The organism is Streptomyces sp. NBC_00691, from assembly GCF_036226665.1.
In the GTDB taxonomy this organism is placed as follows: Bacteria; Actinomycetota; Actinomycetes; order Streptomycetales; family Streptomycetaceae; genus Streptomyces.
Genome location: NZ_CP109007.1, coordinates 6,516,377 through 6,539,565 on the forward strand (window position 1 = coordinate 6,516,377; position 23,189 = coordinate 6,539,565).

Annotated in this window: 19 protein-coding genes; 6 read left to right on the forward strand and 13 right to left on the reverse strand. The window is 72.4% G+C overall.

Annotation, left to right across the window (positions count from 1 at the left end):
* Positions 1-153 precede the first annotated feature (153 nt).
* The 4 genes from OG392_RS29420 to OG392_RS29435 form a co-directional block, all read right to left on the reverse strand.
* Positions 154-1,434, reverse strand: a complete 1,281-nt coding sequence (locus OG392_RS29420; protein WP_329287523.1) for a radical SAM protein — start codon at positions 1,432-1,434, stop codon at positions 154-156.
* 176 nt (positions 1,435-1,610) lie between these two features.
* Positions 1,611-2,948, reverse strand: coding sequence for an ABC transporter substrate-binding protein (locus OG392_RS29425; RefSeq protein WP_329284380.1), 1,338 nt, complete (start codon positions 2,946-2,948; stop codon positions 1,611-1,613).
* A 129-nt stretch (positions 2,949-3,077) separates the two neighbouring features.
* Entirely contained in the window at positions 3,078-4,085 is a 1,008-nt protein-coding gene (locus tag OG392_RS29430; protein WP_329284383.1) for a carbohydrate ABC transporter permease, read from the reverse strand.
* Between the two features lie 4 nt (positions 4,086-4,089).
* A complete protein-coding gene (locus OG392_RS29435; protein WP_329284386.1) occupies positions 4,090-5,016 on the reverse strand; it encodes a carbohydrate ABC transporter permease in 927 nt (308 codons plus the stop codon).
* A 293-nt stretch (positions 5,017-5,309) separates the two neighbouring features.
* On the opposite strand from OG392_RS29435, the gene OG392_RS29440 reads away from it, so the two are divergent.
* The gene (locus OG392_RS29440; protein WP_329287525.1) at positions 5,310-6,293 is read left to right on the forward strand and encodes a LacI family DNA-binding transcriptional regulator; all 984 of its coding nucleotides are present in this window, start codon (positions 5,310-5,312) and stop codon (positions 6,291-6,293) included.
* 200 nt (positions 6,294-6,493) lie between these two features.
* Here the strand turns inward: OG392_RS29440 and OG392_RS29445 are convergent, their stop codons facing one another.
* Complete coding sequence (locus OG392_RS29445; RefSeq protein WP_329284387.1) at positions 6,494-7,159, reverse strand: DUF4097 family beta strand repeat-containing protein; 666 nt, start codon at positions 7,157-7,159, stop codon at positions 6,494-6,496.
* 242 nt (positions 7,160-7,401) lie between these two features.
* Here OG392_RS29445 and OG392_RS29450 point away from each other — a divergent pair, with 242 nt between their 5' ends.
* Positions 7,402-8,193: a GbsR/MarR family transcriptional regulator gene (locus OG392_RS29450; protein ID WP_329284389.1), complete on the forward strand. Its 792-nt coding sequence runs from the start codon at positions 7,402-7,404 to the stop codon at positions 8,191-8,193.
* A gap of 69 nt (positions 8,194-8,262) precedes the next feature.
* On the opposite strand, the gene OG392_RS29455 is transcribed toward OG392_RS29450, so the two are convergent.
* Positions 8,263-10,017: a glycoside hydrolase family 35 protein gene (locus OG392_RS29455; RefSeq protein ID WP_329284392.1), complete on the reverse strand. Its 1,755-nt coding sequence runs from the start codon at positions 10,015-10,017 to the stop codon at positions 8,263-8,265.
* Between the two features lie 168 nt (positions 10,018-10,185).
* Positions 10,186-10,707 carry a molybdopterin-dependent oxidoreductase gene (locus OG392_RS29460; RefSeq protein ID WP_329284393.1) on the reverse strand — a complete coding sequence of 174 codons (522 nt, stop codon included), beginning with the start codon at positions 10,705-10,707 and terminating at the stop codon, positions 10,186-10,188.
* Between the two features lie 370 nt (positions 10,708-11,077).
* On the opposite strand from OG392_RS29460, the gene OG392_RS29465 reads away from it, so the two are divergent.
* Positions 11,078-11,572 carry an SRPBCC family protein gene (locus tag OG392_RS29465; RefSeq protein WP_329284397.1) on the forward strand — a complete coding sequence of 165 codons (495 nt, stop codon included), beginning with the start codon at positions 11,078-11,080 and terminating at the stop codon, positions 11,570-11,572.
* 52 nt (positions 11,573-11,624) lie between these two features.
* Here the strand turns inward: OG392_RS29465 and OG392_RS29470 are convergent, their stop codons facing one another.
* The 3 genes from OG392_RS29470 to OG392_RS29480 all read right to left on the reverse strand — a co-directional run bounded on the left by OG392_RS29470 (position 11,625) and on the right by OG392_RS29480 (position 15,976).
* On the reverse strand, positions 11,625-12,044 hold the full coding sequence (locus OG392_RS29470; RefSeq protein ID WP_329284399.1) for a hypothetical protein: 420 nt from the start codon (positions 12,042-12,044) through the stop codon (positions 11,625-11,627).
* A 145-nt stretch (positions 12,045-12,189) separates the two neighbouring features.
* Positions 12,190-14,394, reverse strand: a complete 2,205-nt coding sequence (gene helR / locus OG392_RS29475) for an RNA polymerase recycling motor ATPase HelR (RefSeq protein ID WP_329284400.1) — start codon at positions 14,392-14,394, stop codon at positions 12,190-12,192.
* Between the two features lie 349 nt (positions 14,395-14,743).
* Positions 14,744-15,976 (reverse strand): serine hydrolase domain-containing protein, encoded by a 1,233-nt coding sequence (locus OG392_RS29480; RefSeq protein WP_329284402.1) that lies wholly within the window; start codon positions 15,974-15,976, stop codon positions 14,744-14,746.
* 197 nt (positions 15,977-16,173) lie between these two features.
* On the opposite strand from OG392_RS29480, the gene OG392_RS29485 reads away from it, so the two are divergent.
* Complete coding sequence (locus OG392_RS29485; RefSeq protein WP_329284404.1) at positions 16,174-17,394, forward strand: hypothetical protein; 1,221 nt, start codon at positions 16,174-16,176, stop codon at positions 17,392-17,394.
* Positions 17,395-17,562: 168 nt separating this feature from the next.
* Positions 17,563-18,348, forward strand: a complete 786-nt coding sequence (locus OG392_RS29490; RefSeq protein ID WP_329284407.1) for a bestrophin-like domain — start codon at positions 17,563-17,565, stop codon at positions 18,346-18,348.
* On the opposite strand, the gene OG392_RS29495 is transcribed toward OG392_RS29490, so the two are convergent.
* A complete protein-coding gene (locus OG392_RS29495) occupies positions 18,339-19,478 on the reverse strand; it encodes an ABC transporter substrate-binding protein (protein WP_329284409.1) in 1,140 nt (379 codons plus the stop codon). The two genes, OG392_RS29490 and OG392_RS29495, sit on opposite strands and share 10 nt — an antisense overlap.
* 319 nt (positions 19,479-19,797) lie before the next feature.
* Between OG392_RS29495 and OG392_RS29500 the strand changes: the two genes are divergently transcribed.
* On the forward strand, positions 19,798-20,133 hold the full coding sequence (locus OG392_RS29500) for a YnfA family protein (protein WP_329284410.1): 336 nt from the start codon (positions 19,798-19,800) through the stop codon (positions 20,131-20,133).
* Positions 20,134-20,233: 100 nt separating this feature from the next.
* On the opposite strand, the gene OG392_RS29505 is transcribed toward OG392_RS29500, so the two are convergent.
* Both OG392_RS29505 and OG392_RS29510 read right to left on the reverse strand, forming a co-directional pair.
* Entirely contained in the window at positions 20,234-21,010 is a 777-nt protein-coding gene (locus OG392_RS29505; RefSeq protein WP_329284412.1) for a class I SAM-dependent methyltransferase, read from the reverse strand.
* 215 nt (positions 21,011-21,225) lie between these two features.
* Positions 21,226-23,163 (reverse strand): ABC transporter permease, encoded by a 1,938-nt coding sequence (locus tag OG392_RS29510; protein WP_329284414.1) that lies wholly within the window; start codon positions 23,161-23,163, stop codon positions 21,226-21,228.
* Positions 23,164-23,189 lie beyond the last annotated feature (26 nt).

Here is a 23,189-nt window from a genome sequence, read left to right on the forward strand (position 1 = left end):
GACGGCGCCGGCACCACCGATGTCGCCGACGTCACCGACGCGAAGAAGAAGGCGGCGGAGACCGCCGCCTGACACGGCCGGGCCCGACCCCGCCTTCGCGAAGGAGCCGGTACCCCCGAGGGGGCACCGGCTCCTTCGCGTTCCCGCGCCCGGCTACTCGCCCGGCGCCGGCGGCAGCGCGTCCATGAACGAACTCACCGAGAACACCGCACGCCCCGGACCGGCCGGCCCGTAACCGGGCGGCGCCGTCAGCCCGTACTCCTCCAGCGTCGCCGTGTACGCCTCAAGCAGTCGCAGGTGGTACTCGAGCGGCGCCCCGTCCGGGTTCTCCCGGCCCAGCGGGGTCGTCGGCTCCGGGCACCAGGTGGTGAACCGGGGCGTGATCCCGCGCGACATGAAGAACCGCAGGCCCTCCCGGGTGGAGGCGATCGCCTCGTCGACCGTCAGGAAGCCGGAGGGCCGGGCCATCTCGACGCCCGCGACGAAGTTCGGGATGACATTGCGCGGCCCGAAGATCTCGGCGGAGTCCAGGATCCTGCGGTGCCACTCGTCCCGGCCGATGTAGCGTTCCTTGCCGGGGCAGTACAGCTCGAACAGCCGGCGGTCCCACACCTCGTAGTTCGGGTGGTAGATCCGGATGCCGTAGTCGTGGAACCTCCGCACGTCCTCCTTCGGCAGCGCCTGCGCGACGACCTTGCCGATCCAGCGGCCCGGGAACCGCTCCTCGATCGCGCGCGCGTACTGCCCGTAGAAGTCGGCCTCGTCCTTCCCGCCGACCTGCGACGTGACCGCCCCGCCGGTGAGGGTGTACGCGGTGGAGGTACGGGCCGTGTCGTGGCGGTCGATGATCTCGAGCGCCTCCAGGACCTCGTCGACCGGCTTCACTCCGGTGTACGGGCGGCCCGCCGCCTTGTGCTGGCGCCAGTTGTGGTTGATGTCGCAGTACTGGCACTCCTCCTTGGCGCCGAAGTACTGGCAGACCCGGAAGACCGTCAGATAGATCAGATAGCCCCACTGGATGGTCGGCGCGACCTCCATCACGGACTTGCCGTTGGCCAGCGGGTGCCGGTAGTACTCCGGCATCGGCGGCAGACCGACATCGGCGATCCTGACCCCGTCGAGGAACAGCGCGAGCGTCCCGTCGCCGTCCGGCGCCACCCGGTAGGGGGACGACGGGTTGACCCGTACCGACACCACCGTGCGGCGGAGCCCGTACGGCCCGCCCGTGAGCACGATCTCCTCCGGCGGACGGTTCAGCGCCGCCTCCCCGAGCTCCGGCAGCGTGCGGTGGTCGAAGGAGAAGATGAAGTACGACTTCGGCTTCACCTCACCCCCCTCGTTCCCGGACAGCGCGGACGGGTCGAAGGCGAGTCCGCCGCGCAGCAGGTCCTCCTTGAACACGGCCTCCGGAGGCACTCCGGGGAAGCGGTCCATGAGGGATTCGACGACAGCGGTACGGGTCGGGGCGGCGCTGGACACAGGCGGATCTCCAGATGAGAGACGACGGAGCCGACACACCTCACGCTACGCGCGCGTGCGTCGGTTCCGTCGACCGGGACCCGCCCGGCGGCCGGGGAGACGCGGCTCCGCGCTCCCGGCTCCGTCCCGGGCTACCGGTTCACCGTGAAGCCCTGGTCGTTGCCGTACGCCACGCCGGCCTCCTGCCACTTCTCCAGGCCGTCGGTGAGGGTGGTGGGGGAGACGTACGCCTTGCCCACGGTGTCGTTGAAGATCGAGTTCGCGTACACCTGGTACGGCAGGTAGGACCAGTCCTCCCCGACGTTACGGGCGGACTCGGCGAAGATCCGGTTGGCCTGCTGGCCGCCGAAGTACGGGAAGGCGGTCTCCAGGAACGCCTCCGACTCCAGGTCCGCGCGCGTCGCGGGGAAGGCGCCCGCGGCGACGCGGGCGCTGGCACCGGCCCCCGTCGTGGCGAACTCCGCGAAGGCGTAGGCGAGTTCCTTGTTCCTGGCGGCCTTCGGCACGGCGAGCGAGCTGCCGCCGTTCTCCGCGCTCGCCTTGTCGCCCTTGGTCCACTGCGGCAGCGGCGCGACCCGCCAGTCGCCGGAGGCGGACGCGACCCCGGACGTCAGGTTGGCCGGCATCCAGGCGCCGATGGAGAGGGTGGCGAGGGAGCCGTCGGCCAGACCCTTGTACCAGGCGTCGCTCCACGAGCTGATCGGCGCGACCAGCTTCTCGTCGAGGAGCTTCTGCCAGGTCGCGGTGTACTTCTTGGTGCCCTCGTCGCCGAAGTCGATCGTGACGTCCGTGCCCTGGCTCCGGTACGGACGGCCGCCCGCCTGCCAGATGAGGCTGGTGGTGGCGCCGGCGTCGCCGGTGTCGTTGGTGATGAAGATCTCGGGGTCGGCCTTGTGGAGGGCGCGGGCCGCCTCCACGTACTCGTCCCAGGTCGTCGGCACCTTGATGCCGTGCCGGTCGAAGACCTTCTTGTTGTAGAAGAGGGCCATGGGGCCCGAGTCCATGGGCAGCGCGTAGACGGCCTTGTCCCGGGTGACGGCGGTCCACGGGCCGGCGGTGAAGGTCGTGCCGTACTGCTGGGCGCCGTAGGAGGAGAGGTCCTCGACGGACTTGCCTATGGCGAACTGGCCGAGGGCGTAGTACTCGACCTGCGCCACGTCGGGGGCGCCGGAGCCGGCCGCCATCGCGTTCTGCAGGGCGGTGTACTGCTTGTCGCCGGTGCCCGCGTTGACCAGCTCGATGTCGACCCCGGGGTACTTCTTCTCGAAGTCCTCCGCCACCTTCTTGAGCGTGGGCTCCCAGGCCCACACGGTCACCTTCCCGCCCTTCTCCAGCGCGGCCGCGACGTCCTTCGGTCCGCTGCCGCCACCGCCGTCCGTGGCGTCGGAGCCGCAGGCCGTGGCGGTCAGCGCGAGCGTGGAGACGACGGCGAGGGTGCCGAGGAGTCGGCGGGTGATCTGCGTTCTCATGGGCTGTGCTCCTGGTCGAGGGTACGGCGGAGAGGAGGGAGATGAGGAGGACGAGGAGAGGCGGGGGAGGTGGGAAAGAGGGCAGGAAGAGGGCCGGAAGGTGTGCGCGGTGACGGGCGCGCGGGGCGCCTATTCCTTGACGCTGCCCGCGGCCAGGCCGGACTGCCAGTACCGCTGGAGCAGCAGGAAGACGGCCACGATCGGCACGATCGTCAGCAGGGAGCCGGTGATGATGAGGTCGAACACGGCCTCGCCGCCCGCCGTCTGGGCCTGCGCGCTCCAGGCGTTGAGGCCGAGGGTCAGCGGGTACCAGTCGGGGTCCTTGATCATGATCAGCGGCAGGAAGTAGTTGTTCCAGGTCGCGACCATCGAGAACAGCAGCACCGTGACGGTCCCCGGCGTCAGCAGCGGAAGCGCGATGGTGACGAAGGTGCGCAGCTCGCCGGAGCCGTCGATGCGTGCGGCCTCCAGGAGTTCCCTGGGGACGGACTCGGCGGCGAAGACCCACATCAGGTAGAGGCCGAAGGGTGAGACCAGCGACGGGATGATCACGGCCCACGGGGTGTTCGTGAGGCCCATGGTGCTGAACATCAGGAAGGTGGGGACGGCGAGGGCGGTGCCGGGCACGGCCACGGCCCCGAGGACCACCGCGAACACCGCCCGGCGGCCCGGGAAGTCGTACGTGGCGAGGGCGTACCCGCCGAGGACGGCGAGGACGGTGGCGCCGCCCGCGCCGGCGACGACGTACAGCAGGGTGTTGAGCAGCCACCGGACGAAGACGCCGTCGTCGTACGAGAGGGTCCGGCCGATGTTGTCCCAGAAGTGGCTGTCGTCGGCGAACCAGAGTCCGAAGGAGTCGAGCAGTCCGTTCTGGTCCTTGGTGGCGTTGATGACCAGCCAGGCGAGGGGCAGCAGGGTGTAGACGAGGACCAGGCCGGTGACGAGGGTCAGCGGCACGCTGGGGCGGGGGGCGAGCGGGGTGTGCGGGGGGCGCCTGCGACGCTTGCCGCTTCGGGTGCCGGTGCCCGTCCCCGTGCGGACGTCCGCGCGGGGACGGGTCTCCGGGTCGGTACCGGGCGCACGGGGGGCGGTCGGCGTACCGGATCCTGAGGACCCGCCGGTGAGGGAGGTGGTCATCGGCTCAGCCCTTCCGCATGCCGCGCAGCTGGACCGCGTAGGCGATGATCGCGGTGAGGACGCCCATCACGATCGCCACGGTCGCCGCGTAGTTGTGCTGCCGGCCCGAGAAGGACAGCGAGTAGGTGTAGACGTTGGGGGTGAAGTCGCTGGTGATCGCGTTGGGGGCGAGCCTCTGCAGGATGCTCGGCTCGTTGAAGAGCTGGAAGCTGCCGATGATCGAGAAGATGGTGGCGATGACGAGCGCGCCGCGGATGGCGGGCAGCTTGATCGAGGTGACGACCCGCCACTCGCCGGCGCCGTCGATCGCCGCGGCCTCGTAGAGCGACCGGGGGACGACCTTGAGCGCGGCGTAGAGGATCAGCATGTTGTAGCCGACGAACTCCCAGGTCACGATGTTGCCGATGGAGGCCAGGACCAGGGACGGTGAGAGGGGGTCCGGCAGGGAGATCCCGAACGCGTCCTCGATGTTCCCGACGAGGCCGAACCGCGTGCCGTACATGAAGCCCCAGATCAGGCCGGCGACGACGGCGGGCACGGCGTAGGGGAGGAAGATCGCGACGCGGAAGAAGGTCCTGCCGTAGAGGCGGCCGCTGTCGATCGCGAGAGCGACGAGCAGCGCGATGCCCAGCATGACGGGCACCTGGACCAGGAGGAAGAGGCCGACCCGGGTCAGCCCCTCCCAGAAGCGGGGGTCGGTGAGTGCCTTGCCGTAGTTGTCGAGGCCGACGAAGGAGGTGCCGCCGATGAGACGGTCCTGGAAGAGGCTCAGGTACAGCGCGTATCCGACCGGCGCGAGGAAGACGAGGCCGAAGACCGCGACGAACGGGCCGGCGAATCCCCAGCCCACGAGGGCCTCCTCGCGGAGACGGAAGCGGGCTCGTGGGCGGGGCGGTGGTGGTGCCGCAGCGCGCGTCGACAGGAGCGTCATGGCGGGGTTCCTTGCGTCGGTGACCGTGCGGGTCCGGAGACGGGGAGCGGGGGCGGGGCGGGAGAGATGAGAGGGCCTGGCGGCCGTGAATCGGTCCCGCGTGGGCTGGCCGACGAGAAATGTTTACGTAATCATCGGTAGCGTGATGGTGACACTCCCACTGGGGGGCGTCAAGCGTGAAGCAGCGGTGAACGAGAGGGACTCGGGTGGCGGAGAAGAACACGGCAGGCGGCTCGGCGAGGGCCGGCGGCGACGGCCCGCGAGGAGCGCGCGGCAGGCCGCGACGGGTCTCCATGGCGGACGTCGCCCAGCTCGCGGGGGTCTCCTCGCAGACGGTCTCCCGCGTCTCTAACGGCGACGCGGCCGTCGTCGAGAGCACCCGCGCGAAGGTCCTCGACGCCATGAAGGAGCTGGGCTACCGGCCCAACAGCGCGGCCCGTGCCCTCAAGCGCGGCGAGTTCCGGGCCATCGGCGTCATCACCATGGGCCTCTCCAGCACGGGCAACGTCCGCACCCTGGAGGCCATCGCCGGATCGGCCTCCCGTGCGGGGTACGCGGTCACCCTCATCCCGCTCGACGCGCCGACCCAGGACAACGTCCGGGGCGCGTTCACCCGGTTCGACGAACTGGCCGTCGACGCCGTCGTGCTCATCATGGAGGTCCACCTCCTCGACACCGCCTCGCTGACCCTTCCGCCGCACGTCAAGGTGGTCGTCGTGGACTCCGACGCCACCGGCCGCTTCCCGGTCGTGGACACGGACCAACGGCAGGGCGCCCGCACGGCGGTGCGGCACCTGCTCGACCTCGGACACGGCACGGTCTGGCACGTCGCCGGCCCCGAGGAGTCCTTCGCGGCCGGCCGTCGCGCGGAGGCCTGGGAGGCGGCCCTCCGTGAGGAGGGGCGGCAGGTGCCGCCCGTCCTGCGCGGGGACTGGACGCCCGAGTCCGGCTACGAGGCGGGGCTCCGGCTCGCCGACGAGCCCGGCTGCGGCGCGGTGTTCGTGGCCAACGACCAGATGGCCCTCGGCGTGCTCAGGGCGTTCCACGAGCGGGGCAGACGGGTGCCGCAGGACGTGAGCGTCGTCGGCTTCGACGACATCGCGGAGGCCGCCTCCTTCATCCCGCCGCTGACCACGGTGCGACAGGACTTCGCGAGGGTGGGGGAGTTGTGCGTGGACGCGGTGCTGCGGGAGCTCCGGGGCGAGACGGTCACGGGGGTGCGCCTGGTTCCCACGACCCTGACGGAGCGGGCGAGCACGGGGGCGCCGGGGAGGTGAGCGGGGGCGGTACGGCGGGCCGGGCCGGGTGGTGGCGGCGCGTGTCCTCCGGCGAGGGTGATGTCGGGGCCGGGCCGCCTGCCCCGGTGACGCGAACCAGCGGCCGCGGTTCGGCTGCCCGGACGCTGCCCGGCCGCGAACGCCGACGGGCGGCGTCCTCCGACATCCGGTCGGAGGGCGCCGCCCTCGGGCGGTCCGCATCAGAGGCTGCGGGCGGTGATGTCGCCGTAGGAGGTGGTGGCGTGGAGGGTCAGGCCGACGGTGCCGCTGTTGGCGAGGGCGTTGTGGACGCGGCCGTAGGCGGTGCCGGCGTCGAGGGCGGCGGAGACGCCGCGGGCGGCGCCGACCGTGATGTCGCCGGCGGCGGTGCGCAGGACGACGGTGCCGCCCATGGCCTCGTCGACGCGGAGACCGCCCTTCTGGGTGCTGATCTCGGCGGAGCCGCCGAGGCGGCCGACCGTGATGTCGCCGGCGAGCAGGGTAAGGCGGGCGCTCGCGGCCTCGTCGAGCTTGACCGGGCCCTGCGCGCCGTCGACGGTGACGTCGCCGAGGCGTCCGACACCGCGGACCTCGGCGGCGGCGGTCTTCACCTCGACGCGGGAGCCCGCCGGGAGCTGGACGGTGACCTCGACCGACCCGGAGTCGCCGAAGATCTTGTTCTTCGCGGGGGCGGCGGCGATCCGCAGGACGCCGTCGGCGAACTCGACCCCGACCTCCGCGGAGGCCTTCACGTCGGCGCTCTTGGCGGCGTTCACCGGGCGGATGTCGACGGTGGCGTCGGAGCGGTCGGCGGCGATGAGCTGGATGCGGCCGGCGGGGATGTCGAGGACGGTGGTGATCGCGGCGGTGGTGGCGAACTTCTGCACGTTTCTTCTCCTTCTGGGTGTCGGTCCCGGTCTCGGGGCCGTCGTTTCCGATGAGAGAAAAGCTACGTTGCGTTCATGGAACTGGCAACACGTTTGTTGCGTAGAAATGCCATAACCGCAGGTTGGAGTCGTGATTTCATTGCAATGATTCCACGCTTAACGCAACACGCCGCACTGGAGTCGTTGCAATGGACTGATGCTGAACGCTATGGTGGGGTCCCCAGAACCATGAAGGAGACCCGATGCCGGGAGGCAGGCTCACCCAGCAGGAACGTCAGCAGATCGCGCTGGGACTCGCGGACGGCCTGGCCTATGCCGAGATCGCCAGGCGTCTCGACCGTCCGACGTCGACGATCACGCGGGAGGTCATGCGGAACGGTGGCCCCACCGGCTACCGTTCCGACCTCGCCCACCGGGCCACCGAGCACCGGGCCCGCCGCAAGCAGCCGGCGCCCCGGGACCCGAAGGCGCCCGTGCAGGCTCATGGCCGCGACGCCGAGGCGGTCCGCGCGTACGAGGAGATCTTCACGACCGTCCTCATACAGTCGGGGACGCCCAGGATGATGGCCCGGGTCATGGCCTGTCTCTGCCTCACCGACTCGGGCAGCCTCACCGCGTCGGAGCTGGCCGAGCACCTCCAGGTGAGCCCGGCGTCCGTCTCCAAGGCGATCGCGTTCCTCGACGGCCAGGGGCTCGTCCGTCGTGAGCGTGACGAGCGCCGCCGCGAGCGCTACGTCGTCGACGACGACATCTGGTACCAGTCGATGATGGCCAGCGCCCGGGCCACCCTCCACATCGTCGAGACCGCACGCCAGGGCGTGGGTGTCCTCGGTTCCGGCACGCCGGCCGGCGCCCGTATGGAAGGCATCGCCCGCTTCCTGGAGTTCGTCTCCGAGAGCACCGCTCGGGCGGCGGAGCAGGCCCGCGCGATCCTCTCCACGAAGCCCGCGGCCACGTCCGGGGCGGCCCCGTCCGAAGCGCCCACGCCCGATGCGCCGGGGCCCGGGGCGGCGCCCCCGGACGGCTCCGCCTGAACCGCGAGGCGCGGATCGCCGGCGTCCTGATCCCTCCCCGGGGGGCAGGGCGCCGGCCGCTGGTGAGCCCTACTCCTCCGTCGGGCCGAGGTCCGGCGTCGCGCGGAAGGTGACCGTACGCGCCCGGTGGCCCGCGTGGAGTTCGAGGACGACGAGCTCGTTCCTGCCGGAGCGCAGCACCGGAGCGGGGACGTACAGGGAGCGCTGCGGCCCCCGCGACCAGTAACGGCCCAGCGGGAAGCCGTTGACCCAGGCGTTGCCCTTGGTCCAGCCGTCCAGATGGAGGAAGGTGTCGGCGGTCTCGCCCAGGTCGAAGAAGGCCCGGTGGAAGGCCGGCCCGACGGGAGTCGCCGCGGTGGGGGCGAAGGGGATGCCGGCCGGGTCGGTCAAGGGGAGGGGCCGGCTGGTCCAGCCGACGAGTTCGGTCCCGTCCAGGAGGACCTTCCCGAGCAGGCCCTTGCGGTCGTGGATGCCCTGTCCGTAGTTCACCCGCCCCTGGTTCTCGACGAGGACCGTCAGGACACTCCCCGCTCCGGGAACGGTGAACGCCAGCGCGTGCTCGTGCTGTTCGCGCTCCAGTACGCCCACGGGCTGCCCGTCGACGAACACCTGGGCGCGGTCGCGGACCTGCTCGATCTCCAGGAGTGCCGGTCCCCTGACGGGCAGCGTCGTCTCGTAGAGGACGAAGCCGAAGTCCTGCTCCAGCTCCTCCATCGTGAGCGGCCTGCGTGATTCCACGGCCGACGGCGAGAGTGCGGCCGCGTGCGCCAGCAGCTCGGCGCTCTCCGTCAACGCGAGCGCGGGCAGCGCGAGTTTGCGGCCCGGGGTGGGGACGGGCTCGCTCGGCACGGGGGCGTACTTGGCGAGGACGTCACGGAAGGCCGTGAACTTCGCCGTCGGGTCGCCGGCCTCGTCGAGGGGGGAGTCGTAGTCGTAGGACGTGACGGTGGGGCGGTAGGTCCCCTTGTCGTTGGCGCCGTTGGTGAAACCGAAGTTGGTGCCGCCGTGGAACATGTAGAAGTTGACCGACGCGCCGGTGGCGAGGAGCTCGTCCAGCTCCCGGGCCGCCGTGTCCGGGTCCCTCACCACATGGTGCGCGCCCCAGCGGTCGAACCAGCCGATCCAGAACTCCGAGGTCATCAGCGGTCCTTCGGGACGCCGCGCGCGCAGGGCGGCCAGCTGGTGGGCCGAGCCGCTGCCGAAGTTGGCTGTGGCGAGGACCCCCGCCAGTGCGCCGCGCTCCAGGTCCACCGGCTGGTCGCAGGTGAAGAGGGGCACGTCGACCCCGCAGCGCCGCAGGGAGTCGGCCAGGTGCTCCAGATAGGCGATGTCGTCGCCGTACGCCCCGTACTCGTTCTCCACCTGGACGGCGAGGATCGGGCCGCCCTGCGAGGCGAGGTGCGGCCGAAGGGGTGTCAGCAGCCGGGTGAGGTAGTCGTCGACGGCCGCGAGGAACCGCGGGTCGCGGGAGCGCAGCCGCATGTCCGGTTCGGCGAGCAGCCAGGACGGAAGCCCGCCCCCCTCCCACTCCGCGCAGATGTACGGGCCGGGCCTGAGCAGGACGTGCAGCCCCTCGGCGGCGGCGAGTTCGACGAAGCGCGGCAGGTCCAGGCCGCCGTCGAGGCGGAAGGTGCCGGGTCGTGGCTGGTGGAGGTTCCACGGGACGTAGGTCTCGACGGTGTTGAGGCCCATGAGCCGTGCCTTGCGCAGGCGGTCGGCCCACTGCCCGGGGTGGACCCGGAAGTAGTGCAGTCCGCCGGACAGGAGCCGGAAGGGCCGGCCGTCGAGCAGGAAACCGGCCTGGTCTGTCTGGAGAACGGGCATGGGGTGGCGGCTCCTGTGCTCGGGAATTCTGCTATGCGCATGTTTACGTAAACATGCGCAGAGGGCAAGCCCTTGTGGAGGACCGGCGTTCCCGGGGCGATCCGGGCCGGGTCGGGTCAGGCCGGGTCAGGCCGGGGTCAGGCCGGGTCAGGCCGGGTCGGGCCGGGGTCAGGCCGGTGTCGCCGCCGGTGCCGCTGTCGGCGGCGGGACCGGGCAGGCCCCGATCCAGATCCCGGTCACGGCGCTGACATACCGGGCGCCGCACCGGTCCGAGGGGACGACGAGCTGGGTGCCGGCCGCGTCGAGGTCCGTGTCGTCCATGCGGGTCGCGAGGAGGACGGGGGCGTCACCGAAGTCGGCGTCGATCTCCGCCCACGACAGCACCGCGTGATGGCCGTCGCCGCCGCTCACGGCGAGCAGGAACCGCGAGCGCTCCTTGCGCCGGACGGGGTCGAAGTCCGGCCGGACAAGGCGGAGCACCTCCCGGAGCAGCGGCCCCTCGAAGGTGTGGTGCTGGGGTCCGGCGGTGGCGCAGTCGAAGACGACCTCGGCGCGGTGCTGTTCCCAGCCCGTCCGGAGATCGGCGACGGTCAGCCGCGCCGGCTCGGCCACCTCCCCCCACAGCGTGAACGCGGCGGACATGCCCGCGGGAGCGCCGTGAGCGGCGGGCGGAGCGCTGGGTCGACTCATCGGGATCCCCTTCGGACGGCCGGTACGGGCGACTGCGCCCAGTGATACCCGACCGCCGGAGCGAGGAACCGTGCATGCCAGGTGGATCCCACGATCCGGCCAGCGATTGTGAGGTTTCTACGGGTTTTCCGTTCTCATCATCCGGTCCAACGTCCCAAGCCCGGCCGATGGCCCGGGCGAGGCCGTCTCCCGCCGTTCCCGAGCGACGGCGTCTCCCGGCGTCCCGGGCGATCGCGCCTCCCGCCGTTCCCGACATGCTGCGGGACGCCGGTCTCGTTACGCTGCGCAAGGAGGGGGCGCAGGGGCCCCACCGGGTCCCGTCACCCCCGGCCCGGCTCGTCGAAGAGGCCGAACGAAGCGAGAAGTCCTGATGACGACCCCCCCGACGCCCATGGACACGGTCACCCTGGAACGGCGCGTCTCCGCGCCCCCCGAGGCCGTCTTCGGCTTCCTCGACGACCGGGAGACGTGGCTGTCGTGGATGGGCGCCGACGGCACCTTCTGCTTCGAGCCCGGCGGCTCCTACCGCACCCGGGTCAGCGGGGAGAACATCGCCGCCGGCCGCTTCATCACCGTCGCCCCGCACCGGCGGATCGTCTTCAGCTGGGGATGGGAGTCCGGGCCCCTGCGCGTCCCGCCGGGCTCCAGCACGATCGAGATCACCCTCGCCCCCACCCCCGACGGCACCACCCTCCGCCTGATCCACAGCGGCCTGCCCTCCTCGGACGCCTGTGAGGCCCACGCGGAGTACTGGCAGCACTACGTGGACCGGCTCGCGACCCGCGCCGAGGGCGGCGACCCCGGCCCGGACACCTGGCTGCGGGACGGACCGGAGAGCGAGTGGAGCAACCCTTCGGAGGGCTGAGCGCCGGACGCGGGCGCACGGGCTTCGCCGCCGGCGGGGGGCGGGCCGGACGTCAGGCGCCCACCGGTACCGGCGCGCGGTCCGGGGCCGCGGTGCCGCGTTCGCGGACGAGACCGAGGCCGAGACGGAGGTACGCGGCGAGGTCCGCGCGCGGCGCCTTGCGGACGAGCTGGCGGATCGCCTGCATGGCCTCCCAGGCGGAGGTGTGCGCAAGGGAACCGCCCCAGGTCTCCCCGAGACCGTCCGAGAGGTACGCGCTGAACCCGAGCTGCAGGGCTCCCGCCCGGCGCCGCTCCTCCTCGTGCGCGTCAAGCGCCCGTACGAAGAATCGTTCCGCCTCCACGGGGGGAAGCGCGGAACGGATGATGCGCAGGTACGGCGCGACAAGGGACGCGACCTCCGGGCACTCCCCACCGGGAACGACCTGGTCGTGGACGACGGGAGCGGCGGCGTGCGGGCGTGTCTGAGTCATGCACCTATCGATACGTCATCTCATCCCAGGAACGTCCGTGGCGCGCCCACGCGCGACGCCGGTTCGCCCCACGGAGGCAGGGGAGGCCCGGCCCGGCACCTGATCAGGTGCCGGGCCGGGCCCCCGGACGCGCTCCCGCCCGCCGTCAGGCGCTGGTCAGGACGACGAGCTGCCGGGTCGCACGGGTCATCGCCACATAGCGGTCGACCGCTCCCTCGATGCCGACGCCGTACCTCTCCGGGTCCACGAGGACGACCAGGTCGAACTCGAGGCCCTTCGACAGGCTCGGCGTGAGCGACTGTACGCGGGACCGCGGCCGGAACCGGGGATCGCCGATGACACACGCGGTCCCGTCCGCGTGGGCGTCGAGCCACTCGTCGAGGACCGCGTCCAGGTCCGTCACCGAGCCGTGGACGACGGGGACACCGCTGCTGCGGACCGACGTCGGCACGTTCGCGTCCGGCAGCGCGGCCCGGATCGCCGGCTCGGCCTCCGCCATGACCTCCGCCGGCGTCCGGTAGTTGATGCTCAGCGACGCCACGGTGATCCGGTCGAGCCCGACCCGCTCGAGCCGTTCCTGCCACGACTCCGTGAAGCCGTTCCGCGCCTGGGCGCGGTCACCGACGATCGTGAAGCTGCGGGACGGGCAGCGGAGCAGCAGCATCTGCCATTCGGCGTCCGTCAGTTCCTGCGCCTCGTCCACCACGATGTGCGCGAACGGACCGGCCAGCAGGTCGGGCTCGACGCCGGGCAGCGCGGCCTCGTCGACCAGGCTGTCCTTGAGGTCCTGCCCGCGCAGCATCGTCACCGCGCCCTCGCCGTCGACATCGGCGGCGAGGACGTCGGCGATGACATCGGCCATCCGCGCCCGTTCGGCGGCGGCGGTCGCCTGCTGCCGGCGCTTGCGCCGGGCCGCCTCCGGGTCGCCGAGCCGCTGCCGCGCCGCGTCCAGGAGCGGCAGGTCGGACACCGTCCAGGCCTGCGCGTCCTCCCGCTGGAGCGCACGGACCTCCTCGCGGTCGAGCCACGGGGCGCACTTCCGCAGGTACGCGGGGACCGACCACAGGTCGCCGACGAGGTCGGTCGCCTCCAGCAGCGGCCACGCGCCGTGCACGGCCCCCGCCACCTCCTCGTCCTGGCGCAGCGCCCGGCGGAACTCGCCCTCCGGGACCTCGTCACCGAGCTTGCCCAGGAGGATCGAGCCCAGCTCCTCCCAGATCTGCTCGCGCGCCTCGTTGTGCGGCGTACCCGTCTCCGGCGCCTCGAACGCCTCGGCCCAGTCGCCGGCGGTCAGCCGCACGTCGGCCCAGTCGGTCGAGACCGTCATTCCGTGGGTGGGCGGCTCCTCGTAGAAGCGGACGGCCGCCTCGATCGCCCGCACCATGCCGGCGGACGACTTCAGCCGCGCCACCTCGGGGTCGCGTTCGGCCGCCGCCTCGGCGCCCTCGGCGACCAGGTCCCGCACGGTGCACGTCTGCACGCCCTCCTCGCCGAGGCTGGGGAGGACGTCGGCGACGTACGCCAGGTACGGCTGGTGCGGGCCGACGAACAGGACGCCGCCGCGACGGTGCCCGAGGCGCGGGTCCGCGTACAACAGGTGCGCGGAGCGGTGCAGCGCGACGACGGTCTTTCCCGTACCCGGTCCGCCGTCGACGACGAGGGTGCCGCGGGAGCCCGCCCGGATGATGGCGTCCTGGTCCGCCTGGAGGGTGGCGAGCACGTCACGCATCCGGGGCGAACGGCTGCCGCCCAGGCTGGCGATGAAAGCGGACTGGTCGTCGAGCGCCGCGTGCTCCTCCAGGCTGTCGGCGGTGAACACCTCGTCCCAGTAGTCGTTGATCCGGCCGCCGCTCCAGCGGTACCTGCGGCGGCTCGACAGCCCCATCGGGTGGGCGTGGGTCGCGGCGAAGAACGGCTCGGCCGCGGGCGAGCGCCAGTCGACGAGAAGGCGGCGGCCGGTGCTGTCGGTGAGGCCGAGCCGCCCGATGTACACGGGCTCCCCGCCGTCGCCGCCATCCACCCCCTCCCTGCCTTCCGCGCCTTCCCCGGCGACGACCCGCCCGAGGCACAGGTCCAGGCCGAAGCGGCGCAGGGTGCGCAGGCGCCCGGTCAGCCGGTGGATCTCCGCGTCACGGTCCATCGCCTCCCGGCCGGCACCGCCGGGGGCCTTGCGCGTGGCGTCGAGCCGGTCGGACAGTTCGGCGATCGTCTCTTCGAGGCTCTTCGCGATGGCCGCGAAGTGCCGCTCGTCACCGGCGATCAGAGCCGGATCGGCCTTGGGGGAGAGGCGGTCGGGAAGGTCGAAGGCACTGGTGCCGCGCGACTGGTCCACCGACGAAAGCACACGCACGAGGTGAATCTCATTTCTGCAGGTCCGAGGCTGAGGAGTGCGATTCTGAGGTACACCCGGGGCCTTGCCGCAAGCCCCCCTGTGCGCTATAAGTTGTAAGTGGCGAGAGGTGAGTGCACCTTCTCGCCCTTTCCTTCGGGTGCGGTCGGTACGGCGCCGGTGCTGCGATGGCGGCATCGCCGAGACCATGTCCCGCACAGGCGCACCCACCCCCACACGCCCGACCGCCCCGGTGTCCCACACCGACGCGGCGACGCGTCACGCTCCTGCCCCTCGTGCCCGTGAACCGCGCGCCGCCCGCTTCCAGCGGATCATGACCGCGAGGGGTCCGGGCGGCGCTGCCGGCGTACTACGCGTCTCTCCCGCGGAGTCCCTGACGCGGGGAGATGCCACCGGCGTAGACGTTGTCCGGCGTGATGACCGACGTGATCGCCCGGGCGAGCAGGGTGGACGGCTCCTGGCCCCCCACCTGGGAGTCGGTGTTGAGCATGAGGACCATGGTGGCCTTCTGCGAGGGCAGGTAGACCGTCACGGTCTCGTAGCCGGGGATGGAGCCGTTGTGCCCGATCCAGCCGTCGGCGTCGAAGATCCCGAGGCCGTAACTCGTGCCGGGGAAGCCGGTCGGCAGCGTCTTGAGGCGCTGCGCCTGCGTCGCGGGGCTGAGCAGCTCGCCGGTGGCCAGGACCCTGGCCCAGCGGCGCAGGTCGTGCAGGTCCGAGATCATCGCACCGGCCGCCCAGGCCCAGCTGGGGTTCCAGTCGGTCGAGTCGGCGGTCGCGCCGCTCAGCGTCTGGTCGGTGTAGCCGTGGGCGTGCGGCTCGGGGAACTCGGCGCCCTCGGGGAAGAGCGTGTTCCGCAGCCTGGCCGGGCGGAGCACCCGTCGATCGATGACGTCCTCCAGCCGCTGACCGGTGACCTTCTCGATCACCAGGCCGAGGAGGACGAGGTTGGTGTTGGAGTACTGGAACTGCGTGCCGGGCTCGAAGGTGTTCTTGTGCCGGAAGCCGTACGCGAGCGATTCCCGCGGGGTGAACGTGCGCTGCGGGTCGCTCAGCAGATCGTGGACGAAGCCCGCGTCGGCGGTGTACGGGAAGAGGCCGCTGCGCATCCCGGCGAGCTGCCGCAAGGTGATCCGGCGGCCGTTCGGGACACCGTGGACGTACCTGGAGATCGGGTCGTCGAGTCGCACCCGGCCCTCGTCGACGAGCTGGAGCAGCGCGGTGACCGTGAAGGTCTTGGTCTCGCTGCCGATCCGGACGAAGGTGTTGGTGAACATCGGCTCGCCGGTGACCTTGTCGGCGACCCCGGTGGCCTTGACGTAGCTCCCCTTGCCGGGCATCCAGATCCCGACGACGACACCGGGGATGCCGGCCTGCTCGCGGACGTCCTCGATCGTCCTGTCGAGCCGCGCGGTCAGCTCGTGCCCGAACTCCCCGGGCGGGCAGTCCTCGTCACCGTGCCGCCCGACGACGTCGGCGGCGGCGGCGTGGACGGGCGTGGCGGGCGTCGCCGTCATCGGCGCGAGCACGGAGGCCACGAGGACCGTCGCGGCGAACAATCGGCGATAGGGGGTACGTCGCATGTCGGCAGACCTCTTCCAGGGGCACGGTCAGGGACGGCCACATCACCACCGCCACCCCGCACGGCGGACGCCCGTCCGCCCCACCGCTCGCCGAGTCCACTCGTTCGGCGCCACCGGGATCACCGGGGCGGCCCTGGGCCCGTACTCTCGCGGGATTCCGCCCCGGTGACGGGCCCTCGCCTGGCACGCTTGCCGACGTGAGCTACGTCGTAACAGTGGAAACGTGCCTGCCCGACGGTGCCGACGAGTTGGACGCGCTGCAACAGGTGGGCGCGTCGGCACTCCTGGAGCACGGCTTCGACGCGGTGGAGGGGATCGAAGGGCCAGGAGGAGTCGAGGTCGACGTCCTGGAGACGATCGTCGCCGTCCACCCGCGCGGGTCGATCGTCAAGGTCTTCGTGCACGCTCCCTCCCTGGAGACCGCGGAGGACGCCGTCGGCTCCGTCGCCGCGGAGGTCCTCGAACGATCCGAGCTGCTGGCCGACTGGGTGGTCGAGAGCAGCGAGGTCAGACTCCACATCGACCTGACCCGCGAGAGCCTGGAGGCCGCCGACGGGCCGGACGCGCCGCCCAGCGACCCCCGGGCCCGCCGCGCCCACCACACGGCGGGGGCCGGGCCCGCCGACGCCGCCCGCCCGCTCGGCGGCGCCGAGGGCTCGGACGGGAGCGGGGACGACGACGAGGACCGGGCCGACCTGGAGGCCCAGATCCGCGCCCTGGCCCCGCGCCTGATCTCCTTCGGTCCCCTCTTCTTCGACGGTGCCGACCCCGAGGAGGAGGACGACCCCGAGGAGCGGGGCGAGGCGGGAGGCCAAGGCGAGGCGGGGGAGCAGGGGGACCTGAGGAACCAGGCGTCCGCGGCCGCCGAACTGGCCGCCGGAGCCCTGGTCTACGCCTCCGAGGTGCTCATCGACGAGCTGTACGACGACGTCCAGACGCTCGCCGACGAGGAGACCAACGTCGCCGAGTGCCGGGCCGAACTGTGGCACCTCGCCGAGCTCCCGCCGCGCTACGGGCTCGCGTACGACGAACTCTTCGCCCGCCGCTTCCTCGTCACCGCCATAGCCCTGACCACCCGGTTCACCGATGGCAGCTTCCGCCGGCTCGGCTGCCTCGCCGAGGAGCTCGTACTGAGACTGCTCCTGCAGCAGGCGCACTCCACGCTCGACCTCTACGGAATCCTGGGCGACGACGTCGCCGAGGCCCTGGAGCGCTTCGCCGGCCAGGTGTACGAGGACATGGACTTCGAGTGGCTCTACGACGACGCGCGTGACCTCGTCGACGAGGGTCCCGACTTCGCCGGAGGGGACGTCACCCCGCTGGCGATCGGCACCTGGTTCACCCCCTTCGGCGACGACCGTTACGTCCATCCGTACGCCGTCGACGAGGAGGCGGGCCGGCAGAGCACCCTCGACTGACTTGTCCTCGGCAAGGGCGGCATCGGACCGCTCACTCGATGGTGTGAACCTCGGTGGCGGACGTCCGCGGCGCGCACGCGCGCAGGCGTGCGCTCCGGCGGTCGTGGCCGGAAACGGGCGCCGCGCGTGCGCCGGGCGACGGCGGCCGCGTCCCTAGACTTCCCGCACATGTCGCTCTGGCTGCTCAATCAGTTCAGCACCTTCACCCTGGCCGTGGTCACCGTCGGCGGAACCGTCCTCGTGGCGGTGGCCGGCAGCGTGCTCCTGCGCCGCAGGCACCCCTCGCTGTCCGACGGAGAGCACAACGACATGGTCGGGGTGACCCTGGGCATGTTCGGCGCGATCTACGGGATCATCCTGGCCTTCGTCATCGTGACCCTCTGGACGCAGCTGGAGAGCACCCAGACGATCGTGGCCTCCGAGGCCACCGACGTCGCGCTCATCGCCCGCGACGCCGCCGCCTTCCCGCCCCCGGTCCGCGCCCGCGTCGACGACGCGCTCAGCGACTACGTCCACTCGGTCGTCGAGGTCCAGTGGCCCCGGATGCGGGAGGGACAGCCGAGCTTCGGAGCCACCTCCCAGAAGCTCCAGGCCGTCTACGACGTCCTCCAGGAGTTCGACCCCGCGACCCCGCGCGAAGAGGTCTTCTACGAGGAGGCCGTCAGCCACCTCAACGGCGTCGCCTCGCAGCGCCGCGCCCGCCTGACCATGGCCGAACAGGAACTGCCCCCGCTCCTCCAGGTCCTCGCCTTCGGCGGCGCCTTCGTCCTGATCCCGCTCACCTTCCTGTACGGCATGCGCAAGCTGCGGATCCAGCTCCTCTTCGTCGCCTCCGTCGCCGCCCTCATCGGGTTCAGCCTGCTCCTGGTCTTCGTCCTCGACCGCCCCTTCGCCGGCGATCTCAGCGTGAGCCCCGCCCCGTACAAGGAAGGGGCCCTGGAGCGCTACTGGTAGCGGGTTCGGGCCGGTTCGGTGTGCAGGACGCGGAAACGTCCGGGCGCCGCCGGATCCCGGTCGACGACCTGGACGGGCGGCCATGCCCACTGCCACACGCCGATGCCCGGCGTGCGGGAGAACCGGATCCGCCCACGCGTGCCCTCGACGTCGACGTGCGGCCAGGCCTTCGCGAGGTCCGCGCGGTCCGTGCCGTGCGCGCGCAGCACGTCGGCGAGGACGGTGACGGTGTCGTGGCCCTCGAAGGCGACGAAGGACGGCGCTTCGCCCAGTCGTTCGCGCAGGGCCGTCTCGACCCGGGCACCGAGCGGGCCGAAGCGTTCGGGCAGATAGCGCAGGAACGGGACGGCGGCGCCGTCGGCGCCGAGCGACGTCGCCCAGCCGGCGAACTCCGGCTGCCCTGCCGGAGCGCCGACCAGGATCCCGGCGAGGCGCCCGTCGCGGCGGACGGCCCGGACGAGCGGCACGGCCGGCTCCGGATGGCCGACCAGCAGGAGAAGAGCGGTGGCGCCCTCGTCCACGAGGGCGTCGCACACCCCCGCGGGCGTGAGCGCGCCCATGTCGAGCGGGATCACGGTGCCGCCGCGAGGAGCGAGGCGATCCCGCAGAACGCGGGTCCCGGACGCCCAGTAGACGCCCGGCTGGGCGGCGACGGCGATCCGGCGGTGACCCGCGGCCAGGAGGAAGTCCGCGTAGGTCCGCCAGCCGTGGGACTGCGCGGGGGCGAGACGCGCGACCCGGTCCGTGGGCCCGTCGGTGAGCGCGTCGAGGACGGCCGACGAGCAGAGGTACGGCAGCCCGAGGGCGTCGGCCTCGGCGGCCGCGGCGCGGGCGACGACGCTGTGGTACTCCCCGGCCAGCGCGGCCACGCCGAGCCCCGCCAGTTCCCGCACGGCGGCCGCTGCCCGCCGCGGATCGGCCGCGGTGTCCCTGACCACCAGTTCGAGCGGCCTCCCGTCGATCCCCCCGCCGTCGTTGGCCTCCCGAACGGCCAGCTCCAGCCCGGCGAGGAGATGCCGGCCGGCCTCGACCCAGCCGGGCGGGGTCAGCGGAACGAGAGCGCCGATGCGGACGGACGAGGACGAGCCGTCCGCCCGCGCGGATCCGGGCGTCGAGGATGGCGTACTCATGCGGTGGCGTCTCCCGTGTGACGAGTCGGTCGCAGGGCACCCGGACCGCGGAACGGGACGGCGAGGCGGTTCGCGCGCGTCCGGTCCGCTGCTCCCGCGCGATCCGGTCGTCCCGCTCATCCCGCTCATCCCGGTCGTCCCGCTCGTTCCGCCGGAGCGGGGGGCGCACCTGGGTGATGATGCCCGCCATTGCATCCGCCACCGCGCCCCACGGGCAAGCGATTAAGGCGGTGACCGGCCGGGGGACCTCGACCGGCCGTTCGCTCGGTACGCCCGTCGGCCCCGGGCGCGAGGCAGGGCGCGGGTAGGCTCACCGATCATGACCGTCGCTCGTTCGCTCGCCCTGTTCGTCGTGGCCGCCCTCTTCGAGATCGGCGGCGCCTGGCTCGTCTGGCAGGGCATCCGGGAGCACAGGGGCTGGGTCTGGATCGGCGCCGGGGTCATCGCACTCGGTCTCTACGGGGTGGTGGCCACGCTCCAGTCCGCCGACGACTTCGGCCGCGTCCTCGCCGCGTACGGCGGGATCTTCGTGGCCGGCTCGATCGCCTGGGGCATGGTCGCCGACGGCTACCGCCCCGACCGCTATGACGTGATCGGCGCGCTGGTCTGCCTCGCGGGCATGGCCGTCATCATGTACGCACCGCGCGGCGACTGACCGCTCGCGGTGCCGCCCAGCCCGCTGCAGGCCGATCTGGAGCGTCGCGGAGGACGAGGGTCTGAGGCGGAACTCGAGGAGATCCGTTCCGCCGCGGGGTTCAGGGCGTGGCCCGGACGATGACGAGCGAGCCCTCGTACGTCGGGCGGGTGCGGAGGTCGCCGAAGCGCTCGTCCCAGGCGCCGGACGCCAGGTCGTGACGCAGGGCGCGGTCGAAGCGTTCGCGGACGCCGTCGTCGACGAAGCTCCAGGCGGAGCAGGCCTGGCGGGCCGCCGGGTCGAGGAGCATCTCGGGGCGGCCGTAGTACGCCTCGTTGAAGCCGTCGGCGCAGTCGAGCGGGATCGGCACGGCTTCGACCGCGCACGTTCCGCCCAGCGCGGCCGCGATCTCGTCGACGGGCGGGTGGCGGCGGGCCTCGGTGTCGAGGACCTCGGGGGCGTAGTCGTACAGCCAGAAGTCCCGTACGGTCGCCGGGTCGCAGGTCAGGACGACGACCGGGCCGCGGGTCACCCGGCGCACCTCCCGGAGGCCGGCGGTCGCGTCGCTCCACTGGTGCACGCTGAACAGCGTCATCGCGGCGTCGAACTCGCCGTCGGCGAAAGGCAGGTCCTCGGCGACCGCGTCGACGGCCCGGGTGAGCCGGGCCGGACGCCGTGCACGCATCGACGCGGACGGCTCGACGGCCGTCACGGCGTCGGCGACGTTCTCGTACGACCCGGCGCCCGCACCGACGTCGAGCACGCTGCGGGCCCCTCCCAGGGCCTCGGCGACGAACTGGGCGACGCGCTCGTCCGGCCCGCGGTGGGACGACCTGCCGGATCCGGCCGTGCCGTGGTCGACATCGCCGGCGGCGCGGCCGAGCGTACGTGCCTTCATCTGCCATACCTCGCCTCGTGAGCAGGGACCAGCGGGGCGGGGACGCGGGCGTCGGTGTCCTCGCCCGTCCGCCGCCGCTCCGCCAGCCGCTCGCACCATCCTGCATCTGCTGTCTTGATCGCACAATTGATTCGTGGATGCTTGGTGGATCACCCGTCTCCCCACGCAAATGTGAGGGGATGGATTGGAGGTACCGACAGGCTCCGCGGGGTTCCTCACAGCGGCACGATCGTCGCCTCCGTCGCCTTCACGCTCGTCCAGACGGACACCCCGTCGGCCAGGCCGAGTTCGGCCGCCGACTGCGGTGTGATCTCCGCGACGAGATCGGGGGCGTGGTCCGAGGTGATCAGGACCCGGAGCCTGCTGCCGCTCGCCGTGATCTCGCGTACGGTGCCGGACCAGACGTTGCGGGGACTGCCCCCGGGCTTCTCGCGGTGAACGGAGACCGCCTCGGGCGCGACGATCGCGAGCGCGGGGGTGCCGGGCGACGGCGGGTCGGTCGCGACCAGGGTGCCGCCGCCGTCCAGCGCGAGGCCCTCCTCGGTCGCCGTGCCCGGCCAGGCGTTGCGGCCCAGCATGCGGGCCACCCAGGGGGAACGGGGATGCCGGGTGACCTCGACGGGGGCCGCGTCCTGGAGGGCCCGGCCATCGTCGAGGACGAGGACGCGGTCGGCGAGCGAGACCGCTTCCACCGGGTCGTGGGTCACGATCAGACAGACGCCGCCGAAGCCCGTGAGGTGCGTGCGCAGGGTGTGGCGTACATGCGCGCGGGTGGTCTGGTCGAGCGCGGCGAGCGGCTCGTCGAGGACGAGGAGCCGGGGCCGGGCGGCCAGCGCCCGGGCCAGGGCGACGCGCTGGGCCTGCCCGCCGGAGAGCTGGGTCGGCCGGCGGTGGCCGAGAGGGCCGACGCCGAGCCGGTCGAGCCAGGTCCGGGCCTCGCGCCGCGCCTCGGCCCGCGAGACGCCCTGGGCACGCAGTCCGTACGCCGTGTTGGCGAGGGCGCTCATGTGCGGGAACAGCGCGCCGTCCTGCGGGACCCAGGCGACATGGCGCCGGTGCGGGGGCAGCGCGGTGACGTCCTCGTCGCCGAGCCGCAGTTCGGCGTGGGCGCGGGGGGTGAGGCCGAGGAGGGCCCGGAGCAGGGTGGTCTTGCCGGCGCCGTTGGGACCGACGACGGCGATGGTGGTGCCGGGGTCGGCGTCCAGGGTGAGCCGGGTGAAGCCGCGGACCTCGGCGTGCAGCGCCCAGCGCCGGGCCTCCTCCGGGACGACGGGCACGGCGGCGTCCGACGGGACCGGCGCCGGTTCCTCGGGGCCGGTCTCCGGCGCGGGGCGCGGACGCCGGTCCGAGGGCGTCCCCGTCCACCGGCCGCGCAGGGCGATCAGGACGCCCATGGCGATGGCGAGCAGCAGCAGCGACACGGAGGTGGCGGCCTCGGGCTCGTCCTGGAGCAGCAGATAGACCTGGAGCGGCAGCGTCTGCGTCGTTCCCGGCAGGTTCCCGGCGAAGGTGATCGTGGCGCCGAACTCGCCCAGCGCCCGCGCCCAGGTGAGCGCCGCGCCCGCGATCAGGCCGGGCGCCACCATCGGCAGCGTGACGGTGAAGAAGACCCGTACCGGCGAGGCGCCGAGCGAGGCCGCCGTCTCCTCGTACCGCGGCCGCAGACCGCCGAGCGCGCCCTCCAGGCTGATGACGAGGAACGGCATCGCGACGAACGTCGCCGCGATCACGGCCCCGGAGGTGTGGAAGGGGAAGGTGATGCCGAAGGTGCTCTCGAACCAGGGGCCGAGGAGCCCGCGCCGGCCGAAGGCGAGCAGCAGCGCCACACCGCCGACCGTCGGTGGCAGCACCATCGGCAGCAGGACGAGCGAACGCACGAGGGCCTTGCCGGGGAACGGCACGCGGGCCAGCAGCCAGGCGAGCGGCACACCGAGCAGCAGGGAGAGCCCCAGCGCCCAGAACGACACGACGAGGGAGAGCTTCAGCGCCTCGACCGTGCCCGGTGAGCGCAGGTGGCCGAGGAGTTCGCCCCACTCCGTACGGACGAGGATCCCGAGCAGCGGCAGGGTCAGGAACGCCACGGCCAGGAGCGCGGGCAGCGCGAGAGTCAGGGGCGGCCGGGTGCCGGCCGTACGTACGCCTGCTCGTTTCATCGTTGACCCCGAAGACATGAGGAAGG

Bases quoted from the DNA above. Each gene is read 5' to 3' on its own strand.
- OG392_RS29420 (WP_329287523.1), bottom strand. From the start codon at position 1,434: ATGGACCGCTTCCCCGGAGTGCCTCCGGAGGCCGTGTTCAAGGAGGAC.
- OG392_RS29425 (WP_329284380.1), bottom strand. From the start codon at position 2,948: ATGAGAACGCAGATCACCCGCCGACTCCTCGGCACCCTCGCCGTCGTC.
- OG392_RS29430 (WP_329284383.1), bottom strand. From the start codon at position 4,085: ATGACCACCTCCCTCACCGGCGGGTCCTCAGGATCCGGTACGCCGACC.
- OG392_RS29435 (WP_329284386.1), bottom strand. From the start codon at position 5,016: ATGACGCTCCTGTCGACGCGCGCTGCGGCACCACCACCGCCCCGCCCA.
- OG392_RS29440 (WP_329287525.1), top strand. From the start codon at position 5,310: ATGGCGGACGTCGCCCAGCTCGCGGGGGTCTCCTCGCAGACGGTCTCC.
- OG392_RS29450 (WP_329284389.1), top strand. From the start codon at position 7,402: ATGCCGGGAGGCAGGCTCACCCAGCAGGAACGTCAGCAGATCGCGCTG.
- OG392_RS29455 (WP_329284392.1), bottom strand. From the start codon at position 10,017: ATGCCCGTTCTCCAGACAGACCAGGCCGGTTTCCTGCTCGACGGCCGG.
- OG392_RS29460 (WP_329284393.1), bottom strand. From the start codon at position 10,707: ATGAGTCGACCCAGCGCTCCGCCCGCCGCTCACGGCGCTCCCGCGGGC.
- OG392_RS29465 (WP_329284397.1), top strand. From the start codon at position 11,078: ATGACGACCCCCCCGACGCCCATGGACACGGTCACCCTGGAACGGCGC.
- OG392_RS29470 (WP_329284399.1), bottom strand. From the start codon at position 12,044: ATGACTCAGACACGCCCGCACGCCGCCGCTCCCGTCGTCCACGACCAG.
- OG392_RS29480 (WP_329284402.1), bottom strand. From the start codon at position 15,976: ATGCGACGTACCCCCTATCGCCGATTGTTCGCCGCGACGGTCCTCGTG.
- OG392_RS29490 (WP_329284407.1), top strand. From the start codon at position 17,563: ATGTCGCTCTGGCTGCTCAATCAGTTCAGCACCTTCACCCTGGCCGTG.
- OG392_RS29495 (WP_329284409.1), bottom strand. From the start codon at position 19,478: ATGAGTACGCCATCCTCGACGCCCGGATCCGCGCGGGCGGACGGCTCG.
- OG392_RS29500 (WP_329284410.1), top strand. From the start codon at position 19,798: ATGACCGTCGCTCGTTCGCTCGCCCTGTTCGTCGTGGCCGCCCTCTTC.
- OG392_RS29505 (WP_329284412.1), bottom strand. From the start codon at position 21,010: ATGAAGGCACGTACGCTCGGCCGCGCCGCCGGCGATGTCGACCACGGC.
- OG392_RS29510 (WP_329284414.1), bottom strand. From the start codon at position 23,163: ATGAAACGAGCAGGCGTACGTACGGCCGGCACCCGGCCGCCCCTGACT.